This window comes from Mycobacterium kubicae (genome assembly GCF_015689175.1).
Lineage (GTDB): Bacteria > Actinomycetota > Actinomycetes > Mycobacteriales > Mycobacteriaceae > Mycobacterium > Mycobacterium kubicae.
Window position 1 is genome coordinate 5,442,974 of record NZ_CP065047.1, and the last position, 24,776, is coordinate 5,467,749.

The 24,776-nt window shown below is 65.1% G+C and carries 26 protein-coding genes; 9 read left to right on the forward strand and 17 right to left on the reverse strand.

Going from position 1 to position 24,776, the window contains the following annotated elements; all coding sequences use genetic code 11:
* Positions 1-2: 2 nt before the first annotated feature.
* Positions 3-449 carry a hypothetical protein gene (locus I2456_RS25450; protein ID WP_085072601.1) on the forward strand — a complete coding sequence of 149 codons (447 nt, stop codon included), beginning with the start codon at positions 3-5 and terminating at the stop codon, positions 447-449.
* Between the two features lie 162 nt (positions 450-611).
* On the opposite strand, the gene I2456_RS25455 is transcribed toward I2456_RS25450, so the two are convergent.
* From I2456_RS25455 to I2456_RS25470, 4 genes are all read right to left on the reverse strand, one after another.
* Positions 612-1,757, reverse strand: a complete 1,146-nt coding sequence (locus I2456_RS25455) for a sulfotransferase family protein (protein WP_085072600.1) — start codon at positions 1,755-1,757, stop codon at positions 612-614.
* Positions 1,757-2,539 carry an SDR family oxidoreductase gene (locus tag I2456_RS25460; RefSeq protein ID WP_068025847.1) on the reverse strand — a complete coding sequence of 261 codons (783 nt, stop codon included), beginning with the start codon at positions 2,537-2,539 and terminating at the stop codon, positions 1,757-1,759. Before I2456_RS25460 ends, I2456_RS25455 begins: the two co-directional genes overlap by 1 nt.
* 2 nt (positions 2,540-2,541) lie before the next feature.
* On the reverse strand, positions 2,542-3,669 hold the full coding sequence (locus I2456_RS25465; RefSeq protein WP_085072599.1) for a hypothetical protein: 1,128 nt from the start codon (positions 3,667-3,669) through the stop codon (positions 2,542-2,544).
* Between the two features lie 88 nt (positions 3,670-3,757).
* Positions 3,758-4,030: a hypothetical protein gene (locus I2456_RS25470; protein ID WP_068025836.1), complete on the reverse strand. Its 273-nt coding sequence runs from the start codon at positions 4,028-4,030 to the stop codon at positions 3,758-3,760.
* A gap of 166 nt (positions 4,031-4,196) precedes the next feature.
* On the opposite strand from I2456_RS25470, the gene I2456_RS28810 reads away from it, so the two are divergent.
* Positions 4,197-4,862 carry a hypothetical protein gene (locus tag I2456_RS28810; protein ID WP_241007806.1) on the forward strand — a complete coding sequence of 222 codons (666 nt, stop codon included), beginning with the start codon at positions 4,197-4,199 and terminating at the stop codon, positions 4,860-4,862.
* Positions 4,863-4,882: 20 nt separating this feature from the next.
* On the opposite strand, the gene I2456_RS25480 is transcribed toward I2456_RS28810, so the two are convergent.
* The 4 genes from I2456_RS25480 to I2456_RS25495 all read right to left on the reverse strand — a co-directional run bounded on the left by I2456_RS25480 (position 4,883) and on the right by I2456_RS25495 (position 9,185).
* A complete protein-coding gene (locus tag I2456_RS25480) occupies positions 4,883-6,181 on the reverse strand; it encodes a hypothetical protein (RefSeq protein ID WP_163703870.1) in 1,299 nt (432 codons plus the stop codon).
* A 137-nt stretch (positions 6,182-6,318) separates the two neighbouring features.
* On the reverse strand, positions 6,319-7,362 hold the full coding sequence (gene dmpG / locus I2456_RS25485) for a 4-hydroxy-2-oxovalerate aldolase (protein WP_085075592.1): 1,044 nt from the start codon (positions 7,360-7,362) through the stop codon (positions 6,319-6,321).
* Positions 7,359-8,276, reverse strand: coding sequence for an acetaldehyde dehydrogenase (acetylating) (locus tag I2456_RS25490; protein WP_068165127.1), 918 nt, complete (start codon positions 8,274-8,276; stop codon positions 7,359-7,361). Before I2456_RS25490 ends, dmpG begins: the two co-directional genes overlap by 4 nt.
* A gap of 123 nt (positions 8,277-8,399) precedes the next feature.
* Complete coding sequence (locus I2456_RS25495) at positions 8,400-9,185, reverse strand: 2-keto-4-pentenoate hydratase (RefSeq protein WP_068165125.1); 786 nt, start codon at positions 9,183-9,185, stop codon at positions 8,400-8,402.
* Positions 9,186-9,257: 72 nt separating this feature from the next.
* On the opposite strand from I2456_RS25495, the gene kstD reads away from it, so the two are divergent.
* Together kstD and I2456_RS25505 are read left to right on the forward strand one after the other, a co-directional pair.
* Entirely contained in the window at positions 9,258-10,937 is a 1,680-nt protein-coding gene (gene kstD / locus I2456_RS25500) for a 3-oxosteroid 1-dehydrogenase (protein WP_085075596.1), read from the forward strand.
* A complete protein-coding gene (locus I2456_RS25505; protein ID WP_085075591.1) occupies positions 10,937-11,797 on the forward strand; it encodes a MaoC family dehydratase in 861 nt (286 codons plus the stop codon). Before kstD ends, I2456_RS25505 begins: the two co-directional genes overlap by 1 nt.
* A gap of 57 nt (positions 11,798-11,854) precedes the next feature.
* Here the strand turns inward: I2456_RS25505 and I2456_RS25510 are convergent, their stop codons facing one another.
* The 7 genes from I2456_RS25510 to I2456_RS25540 form a co-directional block, all read right to left on the reverse strand.
* On the reverse strand, positions 11,855-12,700 hold the full coding sequence (locus tag I2456_RS25510) for an endonuclease domain-containing protein (RefSeq protein WP_085075590.1): 846 nt from the start codon (positions 12,698-12,700) through the stop codon (positions 11,855-11,857).
* Between the two features lie 139 nt (positions 12,701-12,839).
* A complete protein-coding gene (locus tag I2456_RS25515) occupies positions 12,840-14,000 on the reverse strand; it encodes a lipid-transfer protein (RefSeq protein ID WP_085075589.1) in 1,161 nt (386 codons plus the stop codon).
* Positions 14,000-14,401, reverse strand: coding sequence for a MaoC family dehydratase (locus I2456_RS25520; protein WP_085075588.1), 402 nt, complete (start codon positions 14,399-14,401; stop codon positions 14,000-14,002). The genes I2456_RS25515 and I2456_RS25520 overlap by 1 nt, the downstream gene beginning before the upstream one ends.
* Positions 14,398-15,354 carry a bifunctional MaoC family dehydratase N-terminal/OB-fold nucleic acid binding domain-containing protein gene (locus I2456_RS25525; RefSeq protein WP_085075587.1) on the reverse strand — a complete coding sequence of 319 codons (957 nt, stop codon included), beginning with the start codon at positions 15,352-15,354 and terminating at the stop codon, positions 14,398-14,400. The genes I2456_RS25520 and I2456_RS25525 overlap by 4 nt, the downstream gene beginning before the upstream one ends.
* On the reverse strand, positions 15,351-16,514 hold the full coding sequence (fadE29, locus tag I2456_RS25530; RefSeq protein WP_068023339.1) for an acyl-CoA dehydrogenase FadE29: 1,164 nt from the start codon (positions 16,512-16,514) through the stop codon (positions 15,351-15,353). The genes I2456_RS25525 and fadE29 overlap by 4 nt, the downstream gene beginning before the upstream one ends.
* On the reverse strand, positions 16,499-17,518 hold the full coding sequence (locus I2456_RS25535; protein WP_085075586.1) for an acyl-CoA dehydrogenase family protein: 1,020 nt from the start codon (positions 17,516-17,518) through the stop codon (positions 16,499-16,501). Before I2456_RS25535 ends, fadE29 begins: the two co-directional genes overlap by 16 nt.
* 16 nt (positions 17,519-17,534) lie before the next feature.
* Positions 17,535-18,788, reverse strand: coding sequence for a cytochrome P450 (locus I2456_RS25540; RefSeq protein WP_068023334.1), 1,254 nt, complete (start codon positions 18,786-18,788; stop codon positions 17,535-17,537).
* A 170-nt stretch (positions 18,789-18,958) separates the two neighbouring features.
* On the opposite strand from I2456_RS25540, the gene I2456_RS25545 reads away from it, so the two are divergent.
* The 4 genes from I2456_RS25545 to I2456_RS25560 are packed head-to-tail and all read left to right on the forward strand — an operon-like array spanning position 18,959 to position 22,229.
* Positions 18,959-20,122, forward strand: a complete 1,164-nt coding sequence (locus I2456_RS25545) for a steroid 3-ketoacyl-CoA thiolase (protein WP_068165110.1) — start codon at positions 18,959-18,961, stop codon at positions 20,120-20,122.
* An 8-nt stretch (positions 20,123-20,130) separates the two neighbouring features.
* Positions 20,131-20,517 (forward strand): DUF8021 domain-containing protein, encoded by a 387-nt coding sequence (locus tag I2456_RS25550; protein WP_068023328.1) that lies wholly within the window; start codon positions 20,131-20,133, stop codon positions 20,515-20,517.
* A gap of 22 nt (positions 20,518-20,539) precedes the next feature.
* Positions 20,540-20,995 (forward strand): nitroreductase family deazaflavin-dependent oxidoreductase, encoded by a 456-nt coding sequence (locus I2456_RS25555; protein WP_068023325.1) that lies wholly within the window; start codon positions 20,540-20,542, stop codon positions 20,993-20,995.
* A 13-nt stretch (positions 20,996-21,008) separates the two neighbouring features.
* Complete coding sequence (locus tag I2456_RS25560; protein ID WP_068023322.1) at positions 21,009-22,229, forward strand: class I SAM-dependent methyltransferase; 1,221 nt, start codon at positions 21,009-21,011, stop codon at positions 22,227-22,229.
* Here I2456_RS25560 and I2456_RS25565 read toward each other — a convergent pair.
* Both I2456_RS25565 and I2456_RS25570 read right to left on the reverse strand, forming a co-directional pair.
* Positions 22,226-23,146 carry an SDR family oxidoreductase gene (locus tag I2456_RS25565; protein WP_068023319.1) on the reverse strand — a complete coding sequence of 307 codons (921 nt, stop codon included), beginning with the start codon at positions 23,144-23,146 and terminating at the stop codon, positions 22,226-22,228. The genes I2456_RS25560 and I2456_RS25565 overlap by 4 nt on opposite strands.
* Before the next feature lie 23 nt (positions 23,147-23,169).
* Entirely contained in the window at positions 23,170-23,949 is a 780-nt protein-coding gene (locus I2456_RS25570; RefSeq protein WP_085075585.1) for an SDR family oxidoreductase, read from the reverse strand.
* A 67-nt stretch (positions 23,950-24,016) separates the two neighbouring features.
* Here I2456_RS25570 and echA20 point away from each other — a divergent pair, with 67 nt between their 5' ends.
* Complete coding sequence (echA20, locus tag I2456_RS25575; RefSeq protein ID WP_068023313.1) at positions 24,017-24,775, forward strand: (7aS)-7a-methyl-1,5-dioxo-2,3,5,6,7,7a-hexahydro-1H-indene-carboxyl-CoA hydrolase; 759 nt, start codon at positions 24,017-24,019, stop codon at positions 24,773-24,775.
* Position 24,776: the final 1 nt, after the last annotated feature.

Genomic DNA, 24,776 nt, shown 5'->3' on the forward strand with positions numbered 1-24,776 from the left:
ACATGGCTGATGAGCAGCAGGAGATTCCGGACGTCGATCGGCTGGCCCGGTCGATGCTGCTGCTGCACGGCGATCATCACGACCACGACGAGGCGCCGTCGAGTGACGGCGGATCCGGAACCTGGTCCAAGGCAAGAAATTTCGCCGACGATCCGCAACGCGCGGCCGCCGTGGCCGAAGCCAGCCGCGCCGAACGCGAACGCTACCTCAACGCCGGCCTGCAACCGGTGGACTGCCGGTTCTGTCATGTCACGGTGACGGTGCGCAAGCTGGGGCCGGGTCACACCGCGGTGCAATGGAATTCGGAGGCATCGCAGCGCTGCGCGCACTTCGCCGAGGTACGGGCCGCCGGTGGAGATACGGCTCGAACCAGGACCTGCCCCCGGCTCAGTGACAGCATCGAACACGCAGTGGCCGAAGGCATCTTGAATCACCGCGACAACGACTGAAGTCACATTGGCCACATGGGCCTCGACTCCCGGAGGGTGTGACTTTTTGCCCGCCTCCGAGCGACAATCTTCAGTGTTCCGCCATTTGTCGCTGTGAGGCGGGCACATTGCCTATACCGGCCAAAAACGGTGCAGCTGGTGCTGCTGTGATTTGATGGCCGCTCACAGCCCCGCGAATCGCTCTTTGACTTCCTCGGCCGTCAACCCGTAATCCGCCAACGAGTACGAATGCTTCGGGGCACGTGCACCTTTCTTGCTTTCGGCGTGAATTTCGGCCATGGACTGGCGCGCCTCGTCGGTCAGTGTGATGCCGAAGTGACGGTAGATGTCAGCCACGGTGCCCAGCGGGTCGGCGATCAGGTCGTGGTAGTCGACGTCATAGAACTGAGCCGAATCATACTGGGCTCGTGCGGCATTGAACCGCTCCAAGCCGCGCGACCAAGTTTCCATGGCGTCCGCGCCGATCTGTGCACCGGTGAAGGTCGTCGACCAGCCCTCGGCGGTGTGCTGTGCCAGCGAACACATCGACGCCATGATGGTCTCGACGGGCCGGTGCGTCTGAATCACCAGCGCATCGGGATAGGTTGCCATCAACGCGTCGAGCGCGAACAGATGGCTGGGGTTCTTCAGCACCCACCGCTTGTCAGCGTCGTTGAGTCCGATCAGCTGAAGATTCTTGCGGTGCCGCTGATAAGACGGCGTCCAGTCCTGCCGCGACAGCCACTGGGCATAGGTGGGCAGATGCGCCAACGTTTCATACGACACCGAATGCAGCGACTGCCGCAACAGCTGCCAGCACTCCTCCAATTCGTAGGCGGCCATGAAATGCAGTCCGGTGTAACCCGGGTTCGCCTGGTGGTGCTGGGTGAACTGCGAGTCCAGCTGGCGGTACATCGGATTGGATTCCCAGGTGTCGCGCGGCGGACGGGGCTGCGGGAACTCGGCCAGCCACATGTGCAAACCCTGATGCGCCGGGTCGGCACCCAACAACCGATGCAGCGCAGTGGTCCCGGTGCGCACCAATCCGGTGACGAAGATCGGCCGCTCGATGACCACGTCGGCGTGTTGCGGGTATTGCTTCCAGGCCGCCTCGGACAACAACCGTGCCACCAGCGCTCCCCGCAGGAAGAACCGATTCATCTTGCTGCCCAACACCGTGAGACCGGCTTCGCGTTTATACGAGTCCAGCAAGACGCCCAGCGCTTCGCGGTAATTGTCGTCGTCACTGCCAAAGTCGTCGAGGCCCACCAGCTTGGTGGCCGATGCGTGCAGGTCTTCGACGGTGCCTACATCAGTTCGATCAGCCATTATGTGTGGTACTCCCCGCAGTTGACGTCCAAGGTCTGCCCGGTGATACCGCTGGAAAGGTCGCTGGCGAAGAACAGGATCGCCGAGGCCACCTCGTCCTCGGTCGGCAACCGCTTGAGGTCGGAATTCGCCGCGGTGGCCTGGTAGATCTGGTCCACCGTGGTGCCGTACTTGCCGGCCTGATGTTCGAAATAAGCCTGCAACGTGTCGCCCCAGATATAGCCCGGCGCAACGGAATTGACGCGTATGCCGTTCTCGCCCAGCTCGGTGGCCAGGGAGTGTGACATGGCCAGCAGGGCCGACTTCGCCATCTTGTAGGCACCGTACTTGGCCTGAGAGTGGCGGATCACCATGGAATTCACGTTGACCACCGAACCGTTGGCCTCGGTCAGTGCCGGTGTGAAACCCTGGATGAGCCGCAGCGCCCCCAGTGCACTCAGTTCTATCGCGTCGCGAATGTGCTGGAAAGTGGTTCCCGCCAACGGCTTCATCGATGGCACTCGGAACGCATTGTTGATCAGCACGTCGACCTTGCCGTAGGCCGCCAACGACGCTTCGACCAGATTGCTCACCTGGTCGTCGTCGACGATGTCGGTGGGCACCGCCACCGCTCGTCGCCCGGTATCGGTGATCTGCTTGGCGATGTCGTCCAGGCGGTCGGCGCTGCGGGCCGCCAACACCAGGTCGGCGCCATTGCGCGCGCAACGGTGCGCCAACGTGGTGCCGAGCCCTGGCCCGACCCCACTGATGACGACGATCTTTCCTTCCAACAACCCTGTCATGGTCACCCCAGCATCCTGGCCGCAATCTGCTGCTGACGCAGCGCAATTCGCGCGCGCCAGTCGTCCTCGGAAATCTTGTTGTCCTCGAAGTAGGGCAGCGTGGCACTGATCGCGTCGACGTCGACCAGTTCGACGGTAGGTCCGTCGTCCTCGGTGAGCTGGCGGGACACCCGTTGCCACCGGAACTGCAGGAAGCCGCGTCGATGTCCGACGGTCTCAACCCAGTTCGTCACGCCCGGGTTCTGCTCTGCGACGACGATGCGGATCTTGCCATCCGGATCCGCTTGTGCCTGAGTGCCGTTGAGCGATGTCTGGTGGTTGATGTAGTCGAGCGAGATGTACCAGAGGCTGCCCAGCTGGAAGCCCAGGTATGGGGCGTCGCTCACCGGCAGGGTGATCACCAGCGCCTGATCCGGGTGCAGGTCGAAGTGGCCCGCGGACGAGTACTGGGTGGACAGCCCACCGGGTGTGAGCCGCGGCGCGACCATCGTGTTGACCGGGATGTTCATGTAGAACCACTGCGGGAACTGCAGCCAGGTTTTGACCCGGTTCACCAGCTGCTTACCTGCTGTGGCGTAACGCTTTTCGATCGTCTGCCGGGTCAGCGGCGGCGGCGCGGTGCCTGCGGTATCCAGCCGGGAGATCGCCAGTGTGCCCCGCTGCTGGGACCAGTCGCCGTAAACCTCCCGTATGACGAGTTGCCCTGGGCTGGTGGGGCGCAGCCGCCATTCGAAGCTGCCGTCGGCGGCAATGTCGAGTTCTCGGTCGTCGAACGCGGCCTGGCTGGCCGGCACGTTGTCGTCGGTGTACTCACCGCCGAGCAGTTGGAAGCTCAGGTCAGTGGTGGTCCCGCGCCGGCCGGTGACAACGTAGTCGCGGTCGGCATGCACCCTGGTGCCGAAGTACAACGTGTCGGGGTTGTCCAGCCCCATCTTGGTGAACGGCCCGGTGCCGGACTGCAGGAACGGATGATCGCGCTCGTAGTCGAACGCCAGATGGGTGCAGGCGGCGATGCAGCCCGCGAGGTACTGCAGCCCTTCCAGCAGGTCGGCTTCCGTCTCGATGTGGGGTGCTTCGGCCACCAGTTGCTCGGCCTCGGCGATCGCGTCGGTGAGGGGTTGAGTGAACACGACTAGACGCTAGAACGTGTTCTACTTTTCCGTCAATGGCGAACATTCCCGCGCGTCGGCCACGGCGTTCAGCGACGAGGCCCGCTCACTAAGAGGTGCACTGCTGCGACAGGTCGATTAGATGCTGCCGCACATCGGGATGCCGATTCAGATAGTCGAGAACGTTGCCGTTGCCGCCCTCGGCCTGCGACCTGGCGGCCAGGCGCTGCTGGATGTCGGGATGCCGCTTCAGGTACGAGTCGATGGATTGACCCACGGTCTGATCGCATTGGGGATCAGCGTTGGCCACGGGCAGCGCGATCATTGCCGAAGCGAAGACGCTCAGCAGACCACCGGCCACCAGACCCTTCATCACGGTCATCGGATCGCTCCTTCTATACGGTTGTGGACACGAGCGTCGGCACTGGTCCGACTCTTTCGAGGCTACGCGCGCCGGCTAGCGCGGGAAAACGTGAAACGTTTTCGTCGGCGCGCTCCGGCGCGAGGCCTGACGCAATCCTGCTGGGCCCCGACTAAACTGATTGGCCATGAACGCTCGCGGTGGTGAGTTCGATCCCGCCCGTCGCTCAGGTGGCGGATATCCGGATGCTCCCCGGACTGAGCCGGTGCCGCATGAGCCCCGATTGCCGCAGGAGCCCACTGCGCCGCAGGAGAGCAATGCGCCCGATTTCACTCTCGGGCCCCGGCAACGTCGCCGTCCCTCACTGAAGACGGTAGGGATCGTGCTGGCAGTTCTGCTGTCGGCAGTGGCATTCGTGCTGTCGTTGATTTCGCTGCTGACCCAACCCGAGCCCGCACCAGCGGCGAGCACACCGACTCCAGCGCCGGCGGCGGCTTCGGACAAGGCGATGTGTCAAGCTATCGGACCGCTCATGAAGGAGAACGACGACCGTAGCAACGCGTTCCTGGCCACCGGTGAGGTGGGTTCACCCGAACGAGACGCCGCGTTGCCGAAGTTCGTCACCGATACCCAAGACTGGGCGCGGCGCACGCAACAGGCGCTCGACGCGCACGCCACTCCGCCCCGCTTCGCAACCCGCGCGCTGCAGCGCTATATCGATGACATGCAGTTGTTCGTGGCCAGTGTTCGTCCCGGGGCAGGGACGCAGTATGACGAGGCTGCCTGGACCGACAGCATCGTCGCCTACGGCGGCACGTTGGCCACTTGCCAGCAGCTCGGCGTCAGCTGGTGACGTCGCCCGTCCGCGCGGTGTCAGTACGGCTGCAGCGGAACCCACACCCCGTATAGCCAGAAGCCCCACTGCAGGTAGTAGGGGTCCCACACGGGCGCCACCGGGAATCCGAGGTAGTTCAGGGTCGGCGACACCCAACCTCGCGGTGGTGGCCACGGTCCCCAGCCGCCGTAGGGAGCCAATGCATTTCTCAGCGGTGCACCCCAACCCAGGGGAGGTGGCGGTGGCGGCCCCCAACCCCAAGGCGCCCGGCCTAAGCCCCATGGTGCGGGACCGCCGTGCCATGGCGGCGGTAGCAGATGCAGACCGGGGCTGCGGAATCTGACGTCCCAGATCCGATTGCCCAGTGGCGCGCCGGGGCCGCGGAAGTCACCCCGGAAGTTCCATGCCGGGCCGCCAGGCCAGTGGAAGCGCCAATTCAAGTTCGCGTGGGGCCAACCTGGTCCGCGCAAGTTGATGCCCCAGTCGCCACGAGGCCCGAACCAGCGCACGAAAGGCGGGGCTCCGAAACCGCGTAGAGCCGCGCGGAAGTTGCCCGGGGGTGTGCCCGGCACGTGGAATCCGCCACGGAAATCGGCGCGCGGCCCACCTGGACCGCGGAAAGGCCCGCGGAAGTCGGCGGCCGGGGTGCCGGGACCACGGAAAGCTCCGCGGAAGGCGCCCCCAGGTCCACCAGGGCCGTTGATTCGTCCGGAGAAGCCGGCGTTGGGTCCGCCTGGCCCGCCCAGTCCGCCGCGCAAAGCGGTTGCCGGTGGGCCGGGGTTGTGCCACTGCGGTGAGAGCCCGCCGGGACCGCCGCCAGGTCCGCCACCGGGACCACCGCCGGGGCCGCCGCCGGGACCACCGCCGCCATGAGGTGCGGGACCGCCACCGCCGGGTGCGGGACCACCGCCCCCGCCGCCTTGCGGCCCGGGACCACCACCGTGCGGTGCGGGACCACCGCCACCACCGCCTTGCGGCCCGGGACCACCACCGTGCGGTGCGGGACCACCGCCCCCGCCGCCCTGCGGCCCGGGACCACCACCGTGCGGTGCGGGACCACCGCCCCCGCCGCCCTGCGGCGCAGGGCCGCCACCGCCGCCGCCGTGGGGCGCAGGGCCGCCACCGCCACCGCCGCCGCCGTGGGGCGCGGGACCACCCCCGCCGCCACCGCCGCCGCCATGACCGCCGCCACCGCCGCCGCCGCCACCGCCGCCGCCAGGTTTGGCGTGGGCGACAGGGATGCCGAGGTCGATGGCTGAGAAGCCGAGGGGGTTATTGGCAACCACGCTTAGCGCGGCAGTGATTGCTATTCCTGCTGCGAGCTGCTTCGTCTTCATGATCCACCCCGTGGGGAACCTCTATCGCTAGAGTGCCCGACCCATGGCCCTCATGTTACGCCGCCACAGACCCGACGCGTTCAGTCGGCAAAGCCTACTTCGAGTGACTTCGCGGTGGAATCAGACTAGCGGCACCGCTACTGCGAAGCGGCGTCTGTGCTCTCTAGCTCGCGTTTGATCTCCAGCGCGATGTCGATGAGCTGGTCTTCCTGGCCGCCGATAAGCTTGCGTTGACCCGCCCGGTGCAAAAGCTTGTGGGCCGGGACGCCATAGCGCTCGGACTGCCGCACGGCATGCTTGAGGAAGCTGGAGTAGACCCCGGAGTAGCCCATGATCAGGGCGTTGCGATCCAGCAGGCATTCGGCGGGCATGGCGGGGGCCACCACCTCCTCGGCGGCGTCGGCGATGTCGAAGAAGTCGATGCCGGTCTTGACCCCGATCTTGTCGAACACCCCGATAAGCGCTTCGACGGGAGCGTTGCCGGCACCCGCGCCGAACCGGCGGCAGGAGCCGTCGATCTGTTTCGCGCCGGCCCGAACGGCCTCGACCGAGTTGGCCACGCCGAGCCCGAGGTTCTCGTGGCCGTGGAAGCCGACCTGGGCGTCGTCGCCGAGTTCGGCGACCAGCGCCGAGACGCGGTCGGCCACCCCTTCGAGTACCAGGGCGCCGGCGGAGTCGACGACGTAGACGCATTGGCAACCAGCATCGGCCATGATGCGCGCCTGGGCGGCGAGCTTCTCCGGCGGGATGGTGTGGGCCATCATCAGGAAGCCGACCGTCTCCAGCCCCAGGTCGCGTGCCAGGCCGAAGTGCTGAATCGACACGTCGGCTTCGGTGCAATGGGTGGCAATGCGGCAGATGGAGCCGCCGTTGTCTTGCGCTTCCTTGATGTCCTCTTTGGTGCCCACGCCGGGCAGCATCAAGAACGCGATCTTGGCTTCTTTGGCCGTCTCGGCGGCGAGCTTGATCAGTTCCTGCTCGGGCGTCTTGGAGAAGCCATAGTTGAACGACGAGCCGCCCAGTCCGTCGCCGTGGGTCACCTCGATCACCGGCACTCCCGCGGTGTCGAGCGCCGCCACAATGGCGCCCACTTCCTCCTTGGTGAACTGGTGCCGCTTGTGATGCGATCCGTCGCGCAGCGACGTGTCGGTGAGCCGCACGTCCCAGATATCGGTGCTCATCGCGCGCCTCCTACCGCCTCAGACAACGTCTCTTTGGCAATCTCCTCGCCCACTTTCGTGGCCGCGGCGGTCATGATGTCGAGGTTTCCCGCGTAGGGCGGCAGGTAATCGCCGGCACCCTCGACCTCGACGAATGTGGTGACCACCGCGCGCCCGCCGGAGTGCATCGATGGCTCGTCGAACTGCGGTTCGTTGAGCAGACGATAGCCGGGCACGTACGTCTGCACCTCGGCCACCACCTCGTGGATTGACTTGGCGATCGCGTCCCGATCGGCGTCTTCGGGAATTGCGCAGAAGATGGTGTCGCGCATGATCATTGGCGGATCGGCGGGGTTGAGGATGATGATGGCTTTGCCGCGCTCGGCCCCACCGATCGTCTCCACACCGCGCGAGGTCGTCTTGGTGAATTCGTCGATGTTGGCGCGGGTGCCCGGGCCGGCCGACACCGACGCCACCGAGGCGACGATTTCGGCGTATGGCACCTCGACCACCCGAGACACCGCGTACACGATCGGGATCGTCGCCTGCCCCCCGCAGGTGATCATGTTGACGTTGGGAGCGTCCAGATGCTCACGCAGGTTGGCGGGCGGAATGACGGCCGGACCCACGGCGGCCGGAGTGAGGTCGATGGCACGGATTCCGGCCTCGGCATACTTGGGTGCCGCCGCCTTGTGCACGTAGGCGCTGGTCGCCTCGAAAACCAGGTCCGGCTTCTCCGACTGCGCGAGCAGCCAATCGACACCTTCGTGCGTCGTCTCGAGTCCGAGCTTGCGCGCCCGGGCGAGCCCTTCGCTTTCCGGGTCGATACCCACCATCCAGCGTGGTTCCAGCCAGTCCGACCGCAGCAGCTTGTACAGCAGATCGGTGCTGATGTTGCCCGACCCGACAATGGCCACACTCGCCTTCGACGGCATGTGCACGCCTCCTCTATCCAGATGGTCGCGACCCGCTGCGCCCGGCTACGCCGCGCTTGCGATCGCTCTTATTTATTTGGTCGCGAGCCGCTGCGCCCGGCTACGCCGCGCTTGCGATCGCTCTTATTCAAACGACAACCGGACCGAACCCAGCCCGGCGAAGTCGGCGACGAACTCGTCACCGGCGCGAGCGTCGATCGCGCGGGTGCAGGATCCGGGCAGCACAACGTCGCCAGCCTTCAAACGCACACCAAAACTCTCCACCTTACGGGCCAGCCACGCCACCGCCGTGACCGGATTGCCCAACACCGCATCGCTGCGTCCCTCGGCGACGACCTCACCATTGCGGGTCAACACTGCATCAATCGTCTTGACGTCGATGTCAGCCGGCGACACCCGCGCCTGCCCCAGCACGAAACCCGCCGACGACGCGTTGTCGGCGATGGTGTCACACAGGGCGATCTTCCAGTTGGTGATCCGAGTGTCGATCAACTCGATCGACGGCACCAGCGCTTCGGTGCCCGCCAGCACGTCCTCTTCGGAGCAGCCCGCGCCGGGCAGGTCCTGCGCCAGAATGAAGCCCACCTCGACCTCGACCCGGGGATAGAGGTAGTTGGCCGCCTTGACCGGCGTGTCTTCGAAGACCTGCATCTCGTCCAGCAGATGTCCGTAGTCGGGCTCGTCGACACCCATCATCTGCTGCATCGCCTTCGACGACAGGCCCACCTTGTGCCCCACCACCCGGGCGCCCTCGGCGATCCGCTGGCGGATATTGATCAGCTGGATCTCATAGGCGTCGACGACGTCGATGTGGGGGTGTGCGGCGGTCAGCGGGGCGATCGGTTCGCGGCTGCGCTCGGCTTGCGCCAAGTCCGCGGCCAGCTCGTCGCGGACGCCCACACTGAGCATTTGCCGAAGTCCCCTCGTTCGTTTGACCGGGCCAGTAGCGCCCGGCCCGGGCAATTCTATAACGTGTTCTACATGACAGCACAGGCGTACGACGTCGTCGTTATCGGGAGCGGCGCCGCGGGCATGGTGGCTGCGCTGGCTGCCGCGCATCGAGGTCTTTCGACGGTAGTCATCGAGAAGGCCCCGCATTTCGGCGGTTCGACGGCGCGCTCGGGCGGTGGCGTCTGGATCCCCAACAACGAGGTCCTCAAGAAGGCCGGCGTCACCGACACGCCCGAAGCCGCCCGCACGTACTTGCACGGCATCGTCGGTGACGTCGTCGAACCGGAGCGCATCGACACCTACCTCGACCGCGGACCCGAAATGTTGTCGTTCGTACTCCGGCACACCCCGCTGAAGATGTGCTGGGTCCCCGGCTATTCCGACTACTACCCCGAAGCGCCCGGCGGACGCCCCGGTGGGCGGTCGATTGAGCCGAAGCCGTTCGACGCCAACAAGCTTGGTCCCGACCTGCCACACCTGGAGCCCGCCTACAGCAAGGTTCCGCTGAATGTTGTTGTCCTGCAGCAGGATTACGTGCGGCTGAACCTACTCAAGCGACACCCCAAGGGCTTGTTGCGCAGTCTGCGGGTGGGTGCCCGCACTTTCTGGGCGAAGTCGACCGGCAAGAGTTTGGTCGGCATGGGGCGGGCGCTGATTGCGCCGCTGCGGATCGGGTTGCGGGACGCGGGTGTACCGGTGTTGCTCAACACCGCGCTGACCGACCTGTACGTCGAGGACGGCGTCGTGCGTGGTGTCTACGTCGAGGACAAGACCGTCGACAACGCCGAACCCCGCTTGATCCGGGCGACCAAGGGGGTGATCCTGGCGTCCGGCGGGTTCGAGCGCAATGAGCAGATGCGGGTCAAATACCAACGCGCCCCCATCAACGCCGAATGGACGGTGGGCGCGGCCGCCAACACCGGCGACGGCATCGTCGCCGCCGAAAAGCTCGGCGCCGCTCTGGAATTGATGGAAGACGCGTGGTGGGGTCCGACCATCCCGCTCCCCAACGGCCCGTGGTTCGCGTTGTCGGAACGCAATGCGCCCGGCTCCATCATCGTCAATTCCAGCGGGCAGCGGTTCATGAACGAAGCCCTGCCCTACGTCGAAGCCACCCACCGCATGTACGGCGGCATTCACGGGCAAGGACCCGGTCCCGGCGAGAACCTGCCGGCGTGGATGATTCTCGACCAGCAATGCCGCGACAGGTATCTGTTCGCCGGATTGCAAGGTGGGCAGCGGTTCCCGCGTAAGTGGCTGGAGAAGGGTGCGGTGGTCGTCGCCGACAGCATCCCTGAACTGGCGGCCAAGATCGGCGTCGACGCCGACGGATTGAAGCAAACGGTGGAGCGGTTCAACGGGTTCGCGCGCAGCGGTGTGGACGAGGATTTCCACCGCGGCGAAAGCGCCTACGACAAGTACTACAGCGACCCCACCAACAAACCCAACCCCAGCCTGGGTGAGCTGACGCACGCACCGTACTACGCGGTGAAGATGGTGCCCGGCGACCTGGGCACCAAGGGCGGAATCCGCACCGACGTGCACGGACGAGCGCTGCGCGACGACGGCAGCATCATCGAAGGACTCTACGCCGCAGGCAATGTCAGCTCCCCGGTCATGGGGCATACCTACCCGGGCCCGGGCGGCACCATTGGCCCGGCCATGACGTTCGGCTACCTGGCGGCGCTGCACATTGCGGGAGCGAACTGATGCCGATCGACGTCGACGTTGCGCTGGCCGCGGAGCTGGATCCGATCGAATTCTCTTGGTCCAGTAGCGATGTGCAGCTCTATCACCTGGCGCTGGGTGCCGGCAAGGATCCGATGGATGCCCGCGAACTGCGTTATCTGGTGGACGACACGCCACAGGTGTTGCCCACCTTCGGCAATGTGGCCGCCACCTTCCATGCCACCAAGCCGCCGACTGTGCGGTTCCCCGGCATCGACATCGAGCTGGGCAAGGTCTTACATGCCAGCGAGCGGGTGGAAGTGCCTACGCCGCTGCCCCCTTCCGGATCGGCGAAGGCAGTGACACGGTTCACCGACATCTGGGACAAGGGCAAGGCCGCGGTGATCTGGAGCGAGACGGCGGTCACCGCACCGGACGGCACGCTGCTGTGGACGCAGCGGCGGTCCATCTTCGCCCGCGGCGAGGGTGGCTTCGGCGGGGAGCGCGGCCCCTCGTCGTCGGACGCTGCCCCGGACCGAGCACCCGATCTCGAGGTCGCGATGCCGGTGCTGCCGCAGCAGGCGCTGCTGTACCGGCTGTGCGGGGACCGCAACCCGCTGCACTCCGATCCCGAATTCGCTGCTGCCGCAGGTTTTCCGCAGCCGATCCTGCACGGGCTGTGCACTTACGGCATGACCTGCAAGGCGATCACCGATTCGCTGCTGGACGGCGACGCGACGGCCGTCGCCGCCTATGGCGCCCGCTTCGCGGGTGTGGCCTATCCCGGTGAGACGCTTCAGGTGAACATCTGGAAAGAGGACGGCCGCTTCCTGGCGGGCGTCATCGCCCCTGCCCGCGACAATGCGGTGGTGCTCAGCGGCGTGGAGTTGGTCCCGGCGTAGCGGTCCCCGTTGTGGCCGAGTGTGCGTCCAGCCGCACACCCGAGGCCCAGTGTGCGGCTAGCCGCACACTCGCCGGGCTAATGCCTCCTTCACTCGGCGAACGATGTCGGCGGGACGGTCCCCAGCAAGCACGCGAATCACCACCCACCCAAGACGCTCGAGGGTTTCTCGCCGCCGACTATCCCACTTGTACTGTCGCTGATCGGTTCGGTGTTGTTCACCGTCATACTCGACAGCGACTTTCAGTTCCGGCCACCCCATGTCGAGGTAAGCGAAATCTTGGCCGAACTCATCGCTGATTGGAATCTGGGTTTGTGGCCGCGGTAAACCCGCTTGCATCAAGATGACCCGCAGCCAGGACTCCTTGGGAGACTGAGCACCTGCGTCGAACAGGTCGAGCGCCCGGCGCGCCCGCGCAATGCCACGCCGCCCACCGTATCTGAGTGAAAGCAACTCCACGTCAGCGGATTTGACGTCGGTGGCGCGAGCCAGCGCGTCGATGGCTGCCACCGCCGACACGGTGGGATACCAGCAACCGAAGTCGAGTGCGGTGCGTGCCGGCGAGGTGACCGGCATACCAGCGCGCATCTCAATCTCGTCGTCTTCGAAGCGGTCGCGGTGTGTCTGTATTCCTGGCGGACAACGGCGGTTGTCGTGTAACAGGTCTACGGCCTGCGCGTCGGCAACCCATCGACTCCCGTGCAGTGCCGCTGCCGAAAACCCTGCAAGCACGCCTCGTCGTCCCGTCCACAACCAACCGGCGTAGGCGCGCGACACCGCGGTGACCTCGACGTAGCGCCCGACGTAGACGTCGGGGAACAATCGGCGGTACTGGGTAGCTAGTTCCGCCTTGGTCAATTCGCGCGCAGCGATGGCCTCGCTACCGATGAACGGCTCGTGCACGACGGCAGCGTCGCATGCATGCTTGCCGTCGTCACTTCACATGTGGTCGAGTGTGAAGCTGGCCGCACACTCGGCACTGACTGTGCGGCTGGCCGCACACTCGGCGAGACGAGGGGCTTCACGCTCGGCGCAAAGCGCGCTAGCTCAGAATCAACCCCGAGGTCGGGACACCCGTGCCCGCGGTCACCAGGACATGCTCGACGTCCGGGACGGGGTTCACCGATGTACCACGCAGCTGACGAACCCCCTCGGCGATGCCGTTCATGCCGTGGATGTAGGCCTCACCGAGTTGACCGCCGTGGGTGTTGATGGGCAGGCGCCCGCCTACCTCGATGGCACCGTCGGCGACGAAGTCCTTGGCCTCCCCGCGACCACAAAATCCCAACTCTTCCAACTGAATCAGCGTGAACGGCGTGAAGTGGTCGTACAAGATGGCCGTCTGAATATCCGTCGGCTGCAGTCCCGACTGCTGCCACAACTGCCGGCCCACCAGACCCATCTCCGGCAGCCCGTCCAGCTCGGGCCGGTAGTAGCTGACCATCGTGTACTGGTCGGGGCTCGACCCCTGCGACGCCGCCTCGATCACCGCCGGACGTTGCTTGAGGTCGCGGGCGCGCTCGACCGACGTGACCACGATCGCCACCGCGCCGTCGGTCTCCTGGCAGCAGTCCAGCAATCGCAACGGCTCGGCGATCCACCGCGAATTCTGGTGATCCTCAATGGTTATCGGCTTCTCGTAGAAGTATGCCTTGGGGTTCTTGGCGGCGTGCTTGCGGTCGGCCACCGACACCGCGCCGAAGTCCCGACTGGTCGCACCCGACAGGTGCATGTACCGCCGCGCGATCATCGCCACCTGCGCGGCCGGCGTCGAAAGCCCGTGCGGGTAGGAGAACGAGTTGTCTACGCCGGTGGAGTCGGCGTTCTCGGTGAGCCGGGTCTGCACCTGCCCGAACCGCATGCCCGAGCGCTCGTTGAAGGCCCGGTACGCCACCACCACATCGGCGATGCCGGTGGCAACGGCCATCGCGGCATGTTGGACGGTCGCGCACGCCGCGCCGCCGCCATAGTGGATCTTCGAAAAGAACTTGAGCTCACCAATTCCCGCCGCACGCGCGACGGCGATCTCGGTGTTGGTGTCCATGGTGAAGGTGGTCAGCCCGTCCACGTCGGACGGCGAAAGGCCCGCGTCGTCGAGCGCGTCCTGCACCGCCTCGGCCGCCAGCCGCAGTTCGCTGCGGCCGGAGTTCTTGGAGAAGTCAGTGGCGCCGATACCGACAATCGCGGCCTTACCGGACAACACTAGGCGTCTCCCATCGTCAGCGTCACCGTGGCAATGACGTGGTCGCCAAGGCTGTTGCGGCCGAACACTTTCACCGTGATCAGGCCATTCTCGATCGCCGTCACCTCACCAGAAAACGTCACCGTGTCATAGGCGTACCACGGCACCCCCAGCCGCAACCCGATCGACTTGATCAGCGCCGACGGGCCGGCCCAGTCGGTGACGTAGCGCTGCACCAGCCCGGTATCGGTGAGGATGTTGACGAAGATGTCTTTCGAGCCTTTGGCGATCGCCTTGTCCCGGTCGTGATGCACATCCTGAAAGTCCCGGGTAGCCAACGCCGTTGAGATGATGAACGTCGGATCTCCGTAGAGCTTCAGTTCCGGAAGCGTGGTGCCCACTGCCACGGCCGGCGCGCTCATGCGTCCGGCTCCCAGGCGTACAGGCTCCACTCCGGTCCGGAGTCACCGGCCGGAAAGTCGATATAGGTTGCGTGGACGGGCATCCCGACCTCCACTTGGGCGTGGTCGACGTTGCGTAGCTCGCCGAGCATGCGTACGCCTTCCTCGAGTTCCACCAAGGCGATCACGAACGGCAGGGTGCGCCCAGGCACTTTCGGCGCGTGGTGCACCACGTAACTGAACACCGTGCCCTTGCCGCTGGAGACGACGTAGTCGATGGGCGCCGCCGGGTCCTGCCACACCGCCGGCACCGGTGGGTGTTGCAGGCTGCCGTCGCCGCGCTTCTGGATTCGCAGCTCGTGGGCTTTGACCCCTTCCCAAAAGAACGCGGTGTCCCGAGACGACGACGGACGCATCATTGCGTCCGGATCGAGGTCTTCGGGCACGGCCGCAGCCGATCCGGATTCCGACTCGCGCGGCTTGAACTTCAGGATGCGCCAATTCATTTCGGCGACGTCTTCGTCGCCGACGCGCCAGATGATGTGCTGGTTGACGAACCACCCTTCGCCCAGCGCGGTCTGCTTGGGCCCGATGACATCGCCCATCTCGGAGGTGATGCTGACCTGCTCGCCGGGCCGCAAATAGCGGTGATAGGTCTGCTCGCAGTTGGTGGCAACCACGCCGATGTATCCGGAGTCGTCGAACAGCTTCATGATCGGGCCCAGCGGATCATCGGTCGGACGCTGGCCGGCCAGGCCGAACATCGTCCACACTTGAATCATCGCCGGCGGAGCCACAATTCCCGGATGGCCGACGGCGCGGGCCGCAGCCTCGTCGACATAGATGGGGTTGCGATCACCGATTGCCTCGACCCAGTTGTTGATCATCGGCTGATTCACCGGGTCGCGCGCCGCGCGCGGCTTGGCCGCGCCGGCCGCCTTGATCTCGGCGACGGCCTCCTGAATGTCCGTCATCGAGGCACCCTGGGCACCTTGAGGCCCGCGGCGGCGATCATCTCCCGCATCACTTCGTTGACTCCTCCACCGAAGGTGATCACAAGATTGCGTTTGGTCTGCGAGTCGAGCCACTCGAGCAGCTCGGCGGTGTCCGGCTCGGCCGCGTTGCCGTACTTGCCGACGATTTCCTCGGCGAGCCGACCGACATACTGAACCCGCTCAGTACCAAAGACTTTCGTCGACGCGGCGTCGGCGACGTTGATGTCCTCACCCGCGGCGGCCACCTGCCAGTTGAGCAGCTCGTTGATCCGCCAAATAGCGTGGATCTCACCTAGTGCGCGTTTGACGTCGGCGTGGTCGATCGGCGTGACTCCGTCACCGCCGGGCTTGGACGCCCAGGCGTGCACCCGGTCGTAGATGCTGGCGAACCGGCCCGCCGGGCCGAGCATCACCCGCTCGTTGTTGAGCTGGGTGGTGATCAACCGCCAGCCGGCGTTCTCCTCGCCGACCAACATGTCCACCGGCACCCGTACGTCGTTGTAATAGGTGGCGTTGGTGTGGTGCGCGCCGTCGGACAAGATGACCGGCGTCCACGAATAGCCGGGGTCCTTGGTGTCCACGATGAGAATCGAAATGCCCTTGTGCTTGACGGCGTCGGGGTCGGTGCGGCAGGCCAACCAGATGTAGTCGGCATCGTGTCCGCCGGTGGTCCACATCTTCTGACCGTTGACGATGTACTCGTCACCCTGACGTACGGCCGTGGTACGCAGCGAAGCGAGGTCGGTGCCGGCCTCCGGTTCGCTGTATCCGATTGCGAAGTGCACCTCACCGGCCAGGATGCCGGGCAGGAATTTCTTCTTCTGCATCTCGCTGCCGAACTGCTGCAGCGTGGGACCAACCGTCTGCAGCGTGACAGCGGGGAGTGGAACGTCGGCCCGGTGCGCCTCGTTGACGAAGATCTGCTGCTCGATCGGGCCAAATCCGTGGCCGCCGAACTCTTTTGGCCAGCCAACGCCGAGCATCCCGTCTTGACCCATACGGCGGATAACCGCGCGATAGGCCGCGCCGTGGCGGTCCTTCTCCATCTCCTTCATCTCGTCGGACGAGATGAGGTTCGAGAAGTACTGGCGGATCTGAGCTTGCAGTTGTCGCTGCTCCGGAGTCAGTTCGATGAACATTGCACTCCCACCAGTTGAAGCCGATGCGAAGGGCCGCCCAGCAGGCGGGTCAGATCCTTGATCGTGGAGTAGTACCGGTGCATCGGATACGTGATATCCATGCCCATACCGCCGTGCAGGTGATGGCAGATCTGCATCACCGGGGGCGCTTGGGAGGAAACCCAATACCCCAGCACGTCCAGGTCGTCGTCGGCGTCCCGCCCTTCGGCCAGACGCCATACCACCGACTTGGCAGCCAAATCAATTGTGCGCGAAGCGATGTAAACCTCAGCAAGCTGCGCGGCCACCGTTTGGAAGGTGGACAGCGGCTTGCCGAATTGCTGGCGGTTGGCTACGTAGTCAGCGGTCAACCGCAACGCGCCCGCGACCAACCCGTCGGCGTAAGCGCCGATCATGGACAACGCCAGCTGATTCACCCGGCGCGCGGTTGCGCTCGCGAGCACGTCGGACTCGGCAACCGCCACATCGCCGAACGTCACCGTGTACTCGTCGGAACCGTTCGATGTCGGAGTGCGAACCAGCCGCACACCCTCGGCTTTCGGCGACACCACCACGACCGCGTTGTCTGCGGTCACCAGTATCCAGTCCGCCTGCTCGGCATATGCCACACCGACTTTGGTGCCCGACAGTCGGCCGTTGGCGAAACTGGTCGACGGTCGGTCGGGCAGCGCCGCACCGGGCTCATTGAGCGCCGCGGTGAGCACCGACCCTTTGGCGACCCCGGACAGGTAGCGGTCCTGCTGCTCATCGGAGGCCAAGTCGAGCAGCGGCACCACCCCGAAGCCCAGCGTCGCGAGCGCGGGTGTAATAGCTCCGTGGCGGCCGACTTCGGTGAGCACCGTCGCCACCTCGGGCAGCCCGACTCCGTCACCTTCGAGGCGTTCGGGGACGGGCAGCGCCGTCACGCCCCCTTCCGCCAGAGCGTTCCACGTCGAGTCGCGGTTCAGCACCGAGGTGACGACGTCGGCGACGGCTTGTTGTGTCGCAGTGAGATTGAAGTCCATCGTCAGTCGGAATCCGTCAGTGCGCGACCGGGCATTTGCCGGTGTAGTCGACCTGCCAGTGCTTGATCCCGTTGAGCCAGCCGGACCGCAGGCGCTCGGGCTTGGACAGCGGCTTGAGGTCGGGCATGTGGTCGGCGACGGCGTTGAAGATGAGGTTGATCGTCATCTTGGCCAGGTTGGCGCCGATGCAGTAGTGCGCCCCGGTGCCACCGAATCCGACGTGCGGGTTGGGGTTTCGCAGAATGTTGAACTGGAACGGGTCCTCGAAGACCTCTTCGTCGAAGTTGGCCGAGCGGTAGAACATGATCACCCGCTGGCCCTTCTTGATCTGGACACCGGACAGTTCGTAATCCTCGAGCGCGGTGCGCTGGAAGCAGGTGACCGGGGTGGCCCAGCGGACGATCTCGTCGGCGGCGGTCTCGGGCCGCTCCTTCTTGTAGAGCTCCCACTGGTCGGGGAAATCGGCGAAGGCCATCATCCCCTGGGTGATTGAGTTGCGCGTGGTCTCGTTGCCGGCCACCGCGAGCATCACCACGAAGAAGCCGAACTCGTCGTCGGTGAGCTTCTCGCCGTCGATGTCGGCCTGAATCAGCTGGGTCACGATGTCGTCGCCCGGGTTCTTGGCCCGCTCCTCGGCCATCTTCATCGCGTACATGATCAACTCGGCCGAGGACATCTTCGGGTCGACGTGCGCATACTCCGGGTCGTCGTTGCCCGTCATCTCGTTGGACCACTCGAACAGCTTGCCGCGGTCCTCTTGCGGTACGCCGAGCAGACCCGCGATCGCCTGCAACGGCAGCTCAGCCGAAACCTGCTCGACGAAGTCACCGGTACCTGCGGCGGCGGCCTCCTGGGCGATCTTCTGCGCGCGCTCGTGCAGTTCGTCGTGCAGGCGACCGACGGCGCGGGGAGTGAACCCGCGGGAGATGATCTTGCGCAACCGGGTATGGTGCGGCGCGTCCATGTTGAGCATGACGAACCGCTGCACCTCGATGTCCTCGCGGGCGATGTCGTTGTTGAACCGCGGGATGACGCCGTTTTCGTAGCTGGAGAAGACGTCGCTGCGCCGCGACACCTCCTTGACGTCGTTCAGTTTGGTGATTGCCCAGAAGCCGCCGTCGTGGAAGCCACCGCAGTTATTCGGGTCCTGTTCGTTCCACCAGATCGGGGCGGTCGCCCGCACCTCGGCAAACTCTTCGACGGGAATCCGCTCGGTGTAGATGTCGGGGTCGGTGAAGTCGAACCCGGGCGGAAGATTAGGGCTGGGCACGCTAGTTCTCCTTACTACAGTCTTCACTGACTGGCTTACGTGTCACGATCCCAGGACACTAGCTGTCCTAGTGATGCTCTGCTGCCAGTAAAACATGCCTTCACCGCAGACAAAAGGCGACGAAGCATCCTCGCTTGTCAGAGTAATGAAACGTGTTCTAGCCTGGCCACATGGGGAACCCGGTAATCGTTGAAGCCACTCGCAGCCCGATCGGGAAGCGCAATGGATGGCTATCTGGACTGCACGCCACCGAGCTACTCGGGGCGGTGCAAAAGGCACTGGTGGAAAAGGCGGGCATCGACGCGGGCGACGTCGAGCAGGTCATCGGGGGCTGCGTCACTCAGTTCGCCGAACAATCCAACAACATCAGCCGGGTCGCCTGGCTGACCGCGGGTTTGCCAGAGCATGTCGGCGCGACCACGGTGGACTGCCAATGCGGCAGCGGCCAGCAGGCCAACCACCTGATCGCCGGACTGATCGCGACCGGCGCCATCGACATCGGCATCGCGTGCGGCATCGAGGCGATGAGCCGCGTCGGCCTGGGCGCCAACGCCGGGCCGGACCGTTCGGCGATCCGCGCGCAGTCGTGGGACATCGACATGCCCAACCAGTTCGAGGCCGCTGAGCGGATTGCCAAGCGCCGCGGCATCACCCGCGACGACATCGACGAGTTCGGGTATGCGTCCCAGACCAAGGCCGCGCGGGCGTGGGATGAGGGGCGTTTCGATCGCGAGATCTCTCCCATCGAAGCGCCGGCGCTCGACGAAAACAAACAACCGACGTCGGAGCTCGTCACCATCAGCCGCGATCAGGGGCTGCGGGAGACGACGTTGTCCGGGCTGAGCGCGCTCAAGCCGGTGATGGAGGGGGGAATCCACACCGCCGGCACGTCCTCGCAGATCTCCGACGGCGCAGCAGCCGTGTTGTGGATGGACGAGGACAAGGCCAAGGCACTCGGGTTGCGGCCGCGCGCAAGGATCGTCAGCCAGGCACTGGTCGGTGCCGAGCCGTACTACCACCTCGATGGGCCGGTGCAGTCGACGGCCAAGGTGCTGGACAAGGCCGGCATGAAGATGGGCGACATCGACATCGTCGAGATCAACGAGGCCTTCGCCTCTGTGGTGCTGTCGTGGGCGCGGGTGCATGAACCCGACATGGATCGGGTCAATGTCAACGGTGGTGCCATCGCTCTGGGCCACCCGGTGGGCTCCACCGGCAGCCGCCTGATCACCACCGCACTGCACGAGTTGGAGCGCTCGGACAAGAGCACCGCGCTGATCACCATGTGTGCCGGTGGTGCGCTTTCCACCGGCACCATCATCGAACGGATCTAGCCGCTCGAATGCTCGTTCCCGAGGGGAGTCGCATTGCGGCGGCGCAGGCCTACATCGATGCGCTGGTCAGCCATGACGGCGACGTGGTTCCGTTCGCGGCGGGCTGCACTCGGGTCGAGCTGGGTGTCAAGAACGGGTTCTCCGGAAAACACCTGCGGCGCAGCCTGAGTCGTGGACTTCAGTACCGCATCATCGTCGATGCGACACCACCGGACTACCGCATCGTCGGTGATGAGGTGCACGCGGCATACGACGTGCTGACCAAGGCGACCTTCGCCGGCCGGCGAGTGGTGGGACGGGTCAATGAAACCTTCGTCATTCCCGCCGAAAGCCCCACCGGCAAGGCCGAAATCCATCACATCAAGGCTCGGTTCCGACCCTTCATCCAGCACTAGCCCTAGACCCTAGGATCAGCGCATGCCCAAGAAGCCACCGCGTTTCATGAATTCGCCCCTGACCGATGTCTTCATCAAGTGGATGTCCCGACTCAACACCTTTCTTTACCGCCGCAACGGTGGCGAGGGACTGGGCGGCACCTTCCAGAACATTCCGGTCGCGCTGTTGACCACCACCGGACGCAAGACCGGCCAACCCCGAGTGAGCCCACTGTATTTCCTGCGTGACGGTGACCGGGTGGTCGTCGCGGCCTCGAAGGGCGGCGCCGCGAAGAACCCGATGTGGTACCTCAACCTCAAGGCGAATCCCAAGGTCCAGGTGCAGATCAAAAAGGAGGTCCTGGATCTGACCGCGCGCGATGCAACCGACGAAGAGCGCGCCCGGTATTGGCCGCAACTGGTGGACATGTACCCGTCCTACGAGGACTACCAATCCTGGACCGACCGCACCATTCCCATCGTCATCTGCGACCCGTAGCGGCGAGACGCAGATGAGCGATGACCGCCTCAATGACGTCGTCTCCAATCAATACGAGAAGTGGACGTATCCCGAACCGATACTGGATATCGACGAATGGCTGACCAACGAATGGCAGTGGTTTGACCCCAGTCACGCACACCAGATCTTCTGGCCCGACCGGGATTACCACCCCAACCTCGACATTCTAATTGCGGGTTGCGGAAGCAACCAGGCCGCCGTCATCGCGCACACGAACCGTTCAGCCCGCGTCGTCGGAATCGACGTGAGCCAGCGGTCCCTGGATCATCAGCAGTATCTCAAGGACAAGCACGGTCTGGCCAACCTCGAATTGCACCGTCTGCCAATCGAAGACGTGCATTCGCTGGGCCTCCAATTCGATCTCATCATGTCGACCGGAGTGCTGCATCACCTGGCGGACCCGCTGACCGGCATGAAGGCACTCGCCGATTGCCTGCGACCGGACGGGGTCGTCGCGCTGATGCTGTACGCGCGGTACGGCCGCATCGGCGTCGAGTTGATGCAGTCGGTGTTCCGCGACCTGGGACTGCGCCAGGACGAGGAGTCGCTTCGCCTGGTCAACGAGACCATCGGAATGCTGGATCCGAATCACCCGTTCCTGGTGTATCGCGACATCGCGCCGGATCTGAACACCGAGACCGGGTTGGTGGATACCTGCCTGCACGGTCGCGACCGCAGTTACACCACCGGCGACTGTATCGACCTGGTCACCTCGGCAGGGTTGGTGTTTCAGAGGTGGTTCCTCAATGCGCCCTACTACCCGCATGACATCGACAACCTGCACGCGCCGGCCAGCGAGTTCTACCAAACCCTCAGCGCCCTACCCGAACTGCAGATGTGGTCGGTCCTGGAAAGGCTCAGGACGTCGAACGCATGTCACTTCTTTGTCGCCTGCCACGCCGAACGGCCCAAAGACACCTACCGCATTGACTTTTCGTCACCGAGCTTTGGACGTTACGTGCCGCGCATGCGATTCCGATGCGGGTTGTCCGGTGCTGACATCTTCCGGCCGGGATGGAGCATGAGCCTCAACGCCGCGCAACTGCCCTTCGTTCAGCATGTCGACGGCCGGCGCACGATCCGTGAGATCGCCGCTCAGGTGGCTGACGACCCCGACGAATTCACCATCGGAATGTTCGAGAAGTTCGCGCGCGGACTATTTCAGTCGCTGTGGCGCCTGGACTTCGTCGAGATGGGTTTGCCCGCCGGTTAGGAACCCGCGCCATAGACGGGGACCGGAGGACGCGACTTGGCCAGCAGATCGCTGACGACCGCGCCCAACTCGACCGGATCCCACTTGGCGCCCTTGTCGATTTGCGGGCCGTGCGCCCAGCCCTCCGCGACCCGAATCAGACCGCCCTCGACCTCGAAGACTTTACCGGTGACTTCCCGGGACTCGTTGCTGCCCAACCACACCACGAGCGGCGAGACGTTCTCCGGTGCCATCGCGTCGAAAGCGCCCTCTTCGGGTTTGGCCATCGTTTCGGCGAACACGGCTTCGGTCATCCGGGTCCGGGCCGCAGGTGCGATGGCGTTGACGGTGATCCCGTAGCGACCGAGTTCGGCTGCGCCGACGAGGGTTAACGCGGCGATGCCGGCCTTGGCGGCCGAGTAATTGCCCTGCCCGACGCTGCCCTGTAGACCGGCCGCGGAACTGGTGTTGATGATGCGGGCGTTGAGGTCATCGGGACCTGCCGCGCCGGACTTGATCTGTCGCCGCCAGTAGCCCGCGGCGTGGCGCAGGGTGGCGAAATGTCCTTTGAGATGGACGCGGATGACCGCGTCCCACTCGGCTTCACTGGTGTTGGCCAGCATCCGGTCGCGGATGAACCCGGCGTTGTTCACCAGCACGTCGAGGCGCCCGAAAGTGTCGACCGCGCTCTGGATGAGATTCTCGGCGCCGGTCCAGTCGGCGACGTCGTCGCCGTTGGTGATGGCTTCGCCACCGGCCGCGGTGATTTCGTCGACCACCTGTTGCGCCGGGCTTTCACCGGCGGACCCGTCGAGTCCGACTCCGATGTCGTTGACCACCACCCGCGCGCCTTCCGCGGCGAAGGCCAAGGCATGCGCGCGTCCGATGCCGCGGCCCGCTCCGGTAACGATGACCACTCGGCCGTCAACCAAGCCCATACCTACTGATCCTTTCTGGTTTCTTACTTGTTGGCGGCCGAGGCGGCCAGGTACGGCGGCGGCTCGCCACCGCCGTGCACCTCCAGCGTCGCGCCGGTGATGTAGGCCGCCACGTCGGATGCCAAAAACGCTGACGCCCAGCCGATGTCGGTGGGTTTGGCCAATCTGCCCAACGGCACGGTGGCGGCGACCCGGGCGATCGAATCCGCATCACCGTAAAACAGTTCTGACTGTTCGGTTTCCACCATCCCCACTACGACCGCGTTGACCCGGATCTTCGGCGCCCACTCGACCGCCAACGTAGTGGTGAGGTTTTCGAACCCCGCCTTGGCCACACCGTAGGCGGCCGTGCCCGGGGTGGGCCGTCGGCCGCTGACGCTGCAAATGTTGATGATCGAACCACCGTTGGGCTGATCTTGCATCAGCCGGTAGGCGTGCTGGGAAACAAGCAGCGGTGCAAGCACATTGAGCTCGACGATCTTACGGTGGAAATTGTGCGTCGCCTCGGCCGCTAACGCGTAGGGGGATCCCCCGGCGTTGTTCACCAACACGTCTAGACGACCGTGCTTCTCTTGGATGGCGCCGATCATCCGAGCCACCGAATCTTCGTCGCGAATGTCGCAGGCATGGAACTCATACGGCAAGCCCTCGACCACTCGTCGCGCACAGGTGATGACGGTGGCGCCCTGGTCGGCGAAAACCGCGCTGATACCGGCGCCTACCCCTCGAACGCCGCCGGTTATCAGCACGACCCGTCCAGCCAGCCCGAAGTTGATCGCGGGGGCTGATCCGGCGCTAGTCACTGTGCTAGTGTACCAAGCAAGTGCTTGCTTCGTTACTCGGCCAAGTCGTTGTCAAAGGAAGTGTCCATTGACGATCACGTCCACCACCCCGGAACCCGGCATAGTCGCCGTCACCGTCGACTACCCACCGGTCAACGCCATTCCGTCGCGCGGCTGGTTTGAACTGGCCGACGTCGTGACGGCGGCCGGCGCCGATCCCGAAACCCACGCGGTGATCCTGCGCGCCGAAGGCCGCGGCTTCAACGCCGGCGTGGACATCAAGGAAATGCAGCGCACCGAAGGCTTCACCGCGTTGATCGACGCCAACCGTGGCTGCTTCGCCGCGTTCCGGGCGGTCTACGAGTGCGCGGTGCCGGTGATCACCGCGGTCAACGGCTTCTGCGTCGGCGGCGGCATCGGCTTGGTGGGCAACTCCGACGTCATCGTGGCTTCCGACGACGCGGTTTTCGGGTTGCCGGAGGTGGAGCGCGGCGCGCTGGGGGCCGCAACTCATCTGTCCCGGCTGGTGCCGCAACACATGATGCGGCGGCTGTTTTTCACCGCCGCCACCGTCGATGCGGCCACTTTGCACCACTTTGGATCCGTGCACGAGGTGGTGCCTCGCGCGGAGCTTGACGAGGCCGCCCTGCGGGTGGCCCGCGACATCGCCGCCAAGGACACCCGGGTCATCCGCGCCGCCAAAGAAGCGCTCAACCTCATCGACGTGCAGCGGGTCAACTCGAGTTACCGCATGGAGCAAGGCTTTACCTTCGAGCTCAACCTAGCCGGGGTGGCCGACGAGCACCGGGACGCGTTCGCCGGTACGGCGAAGGGCAAGAAGGACTAGC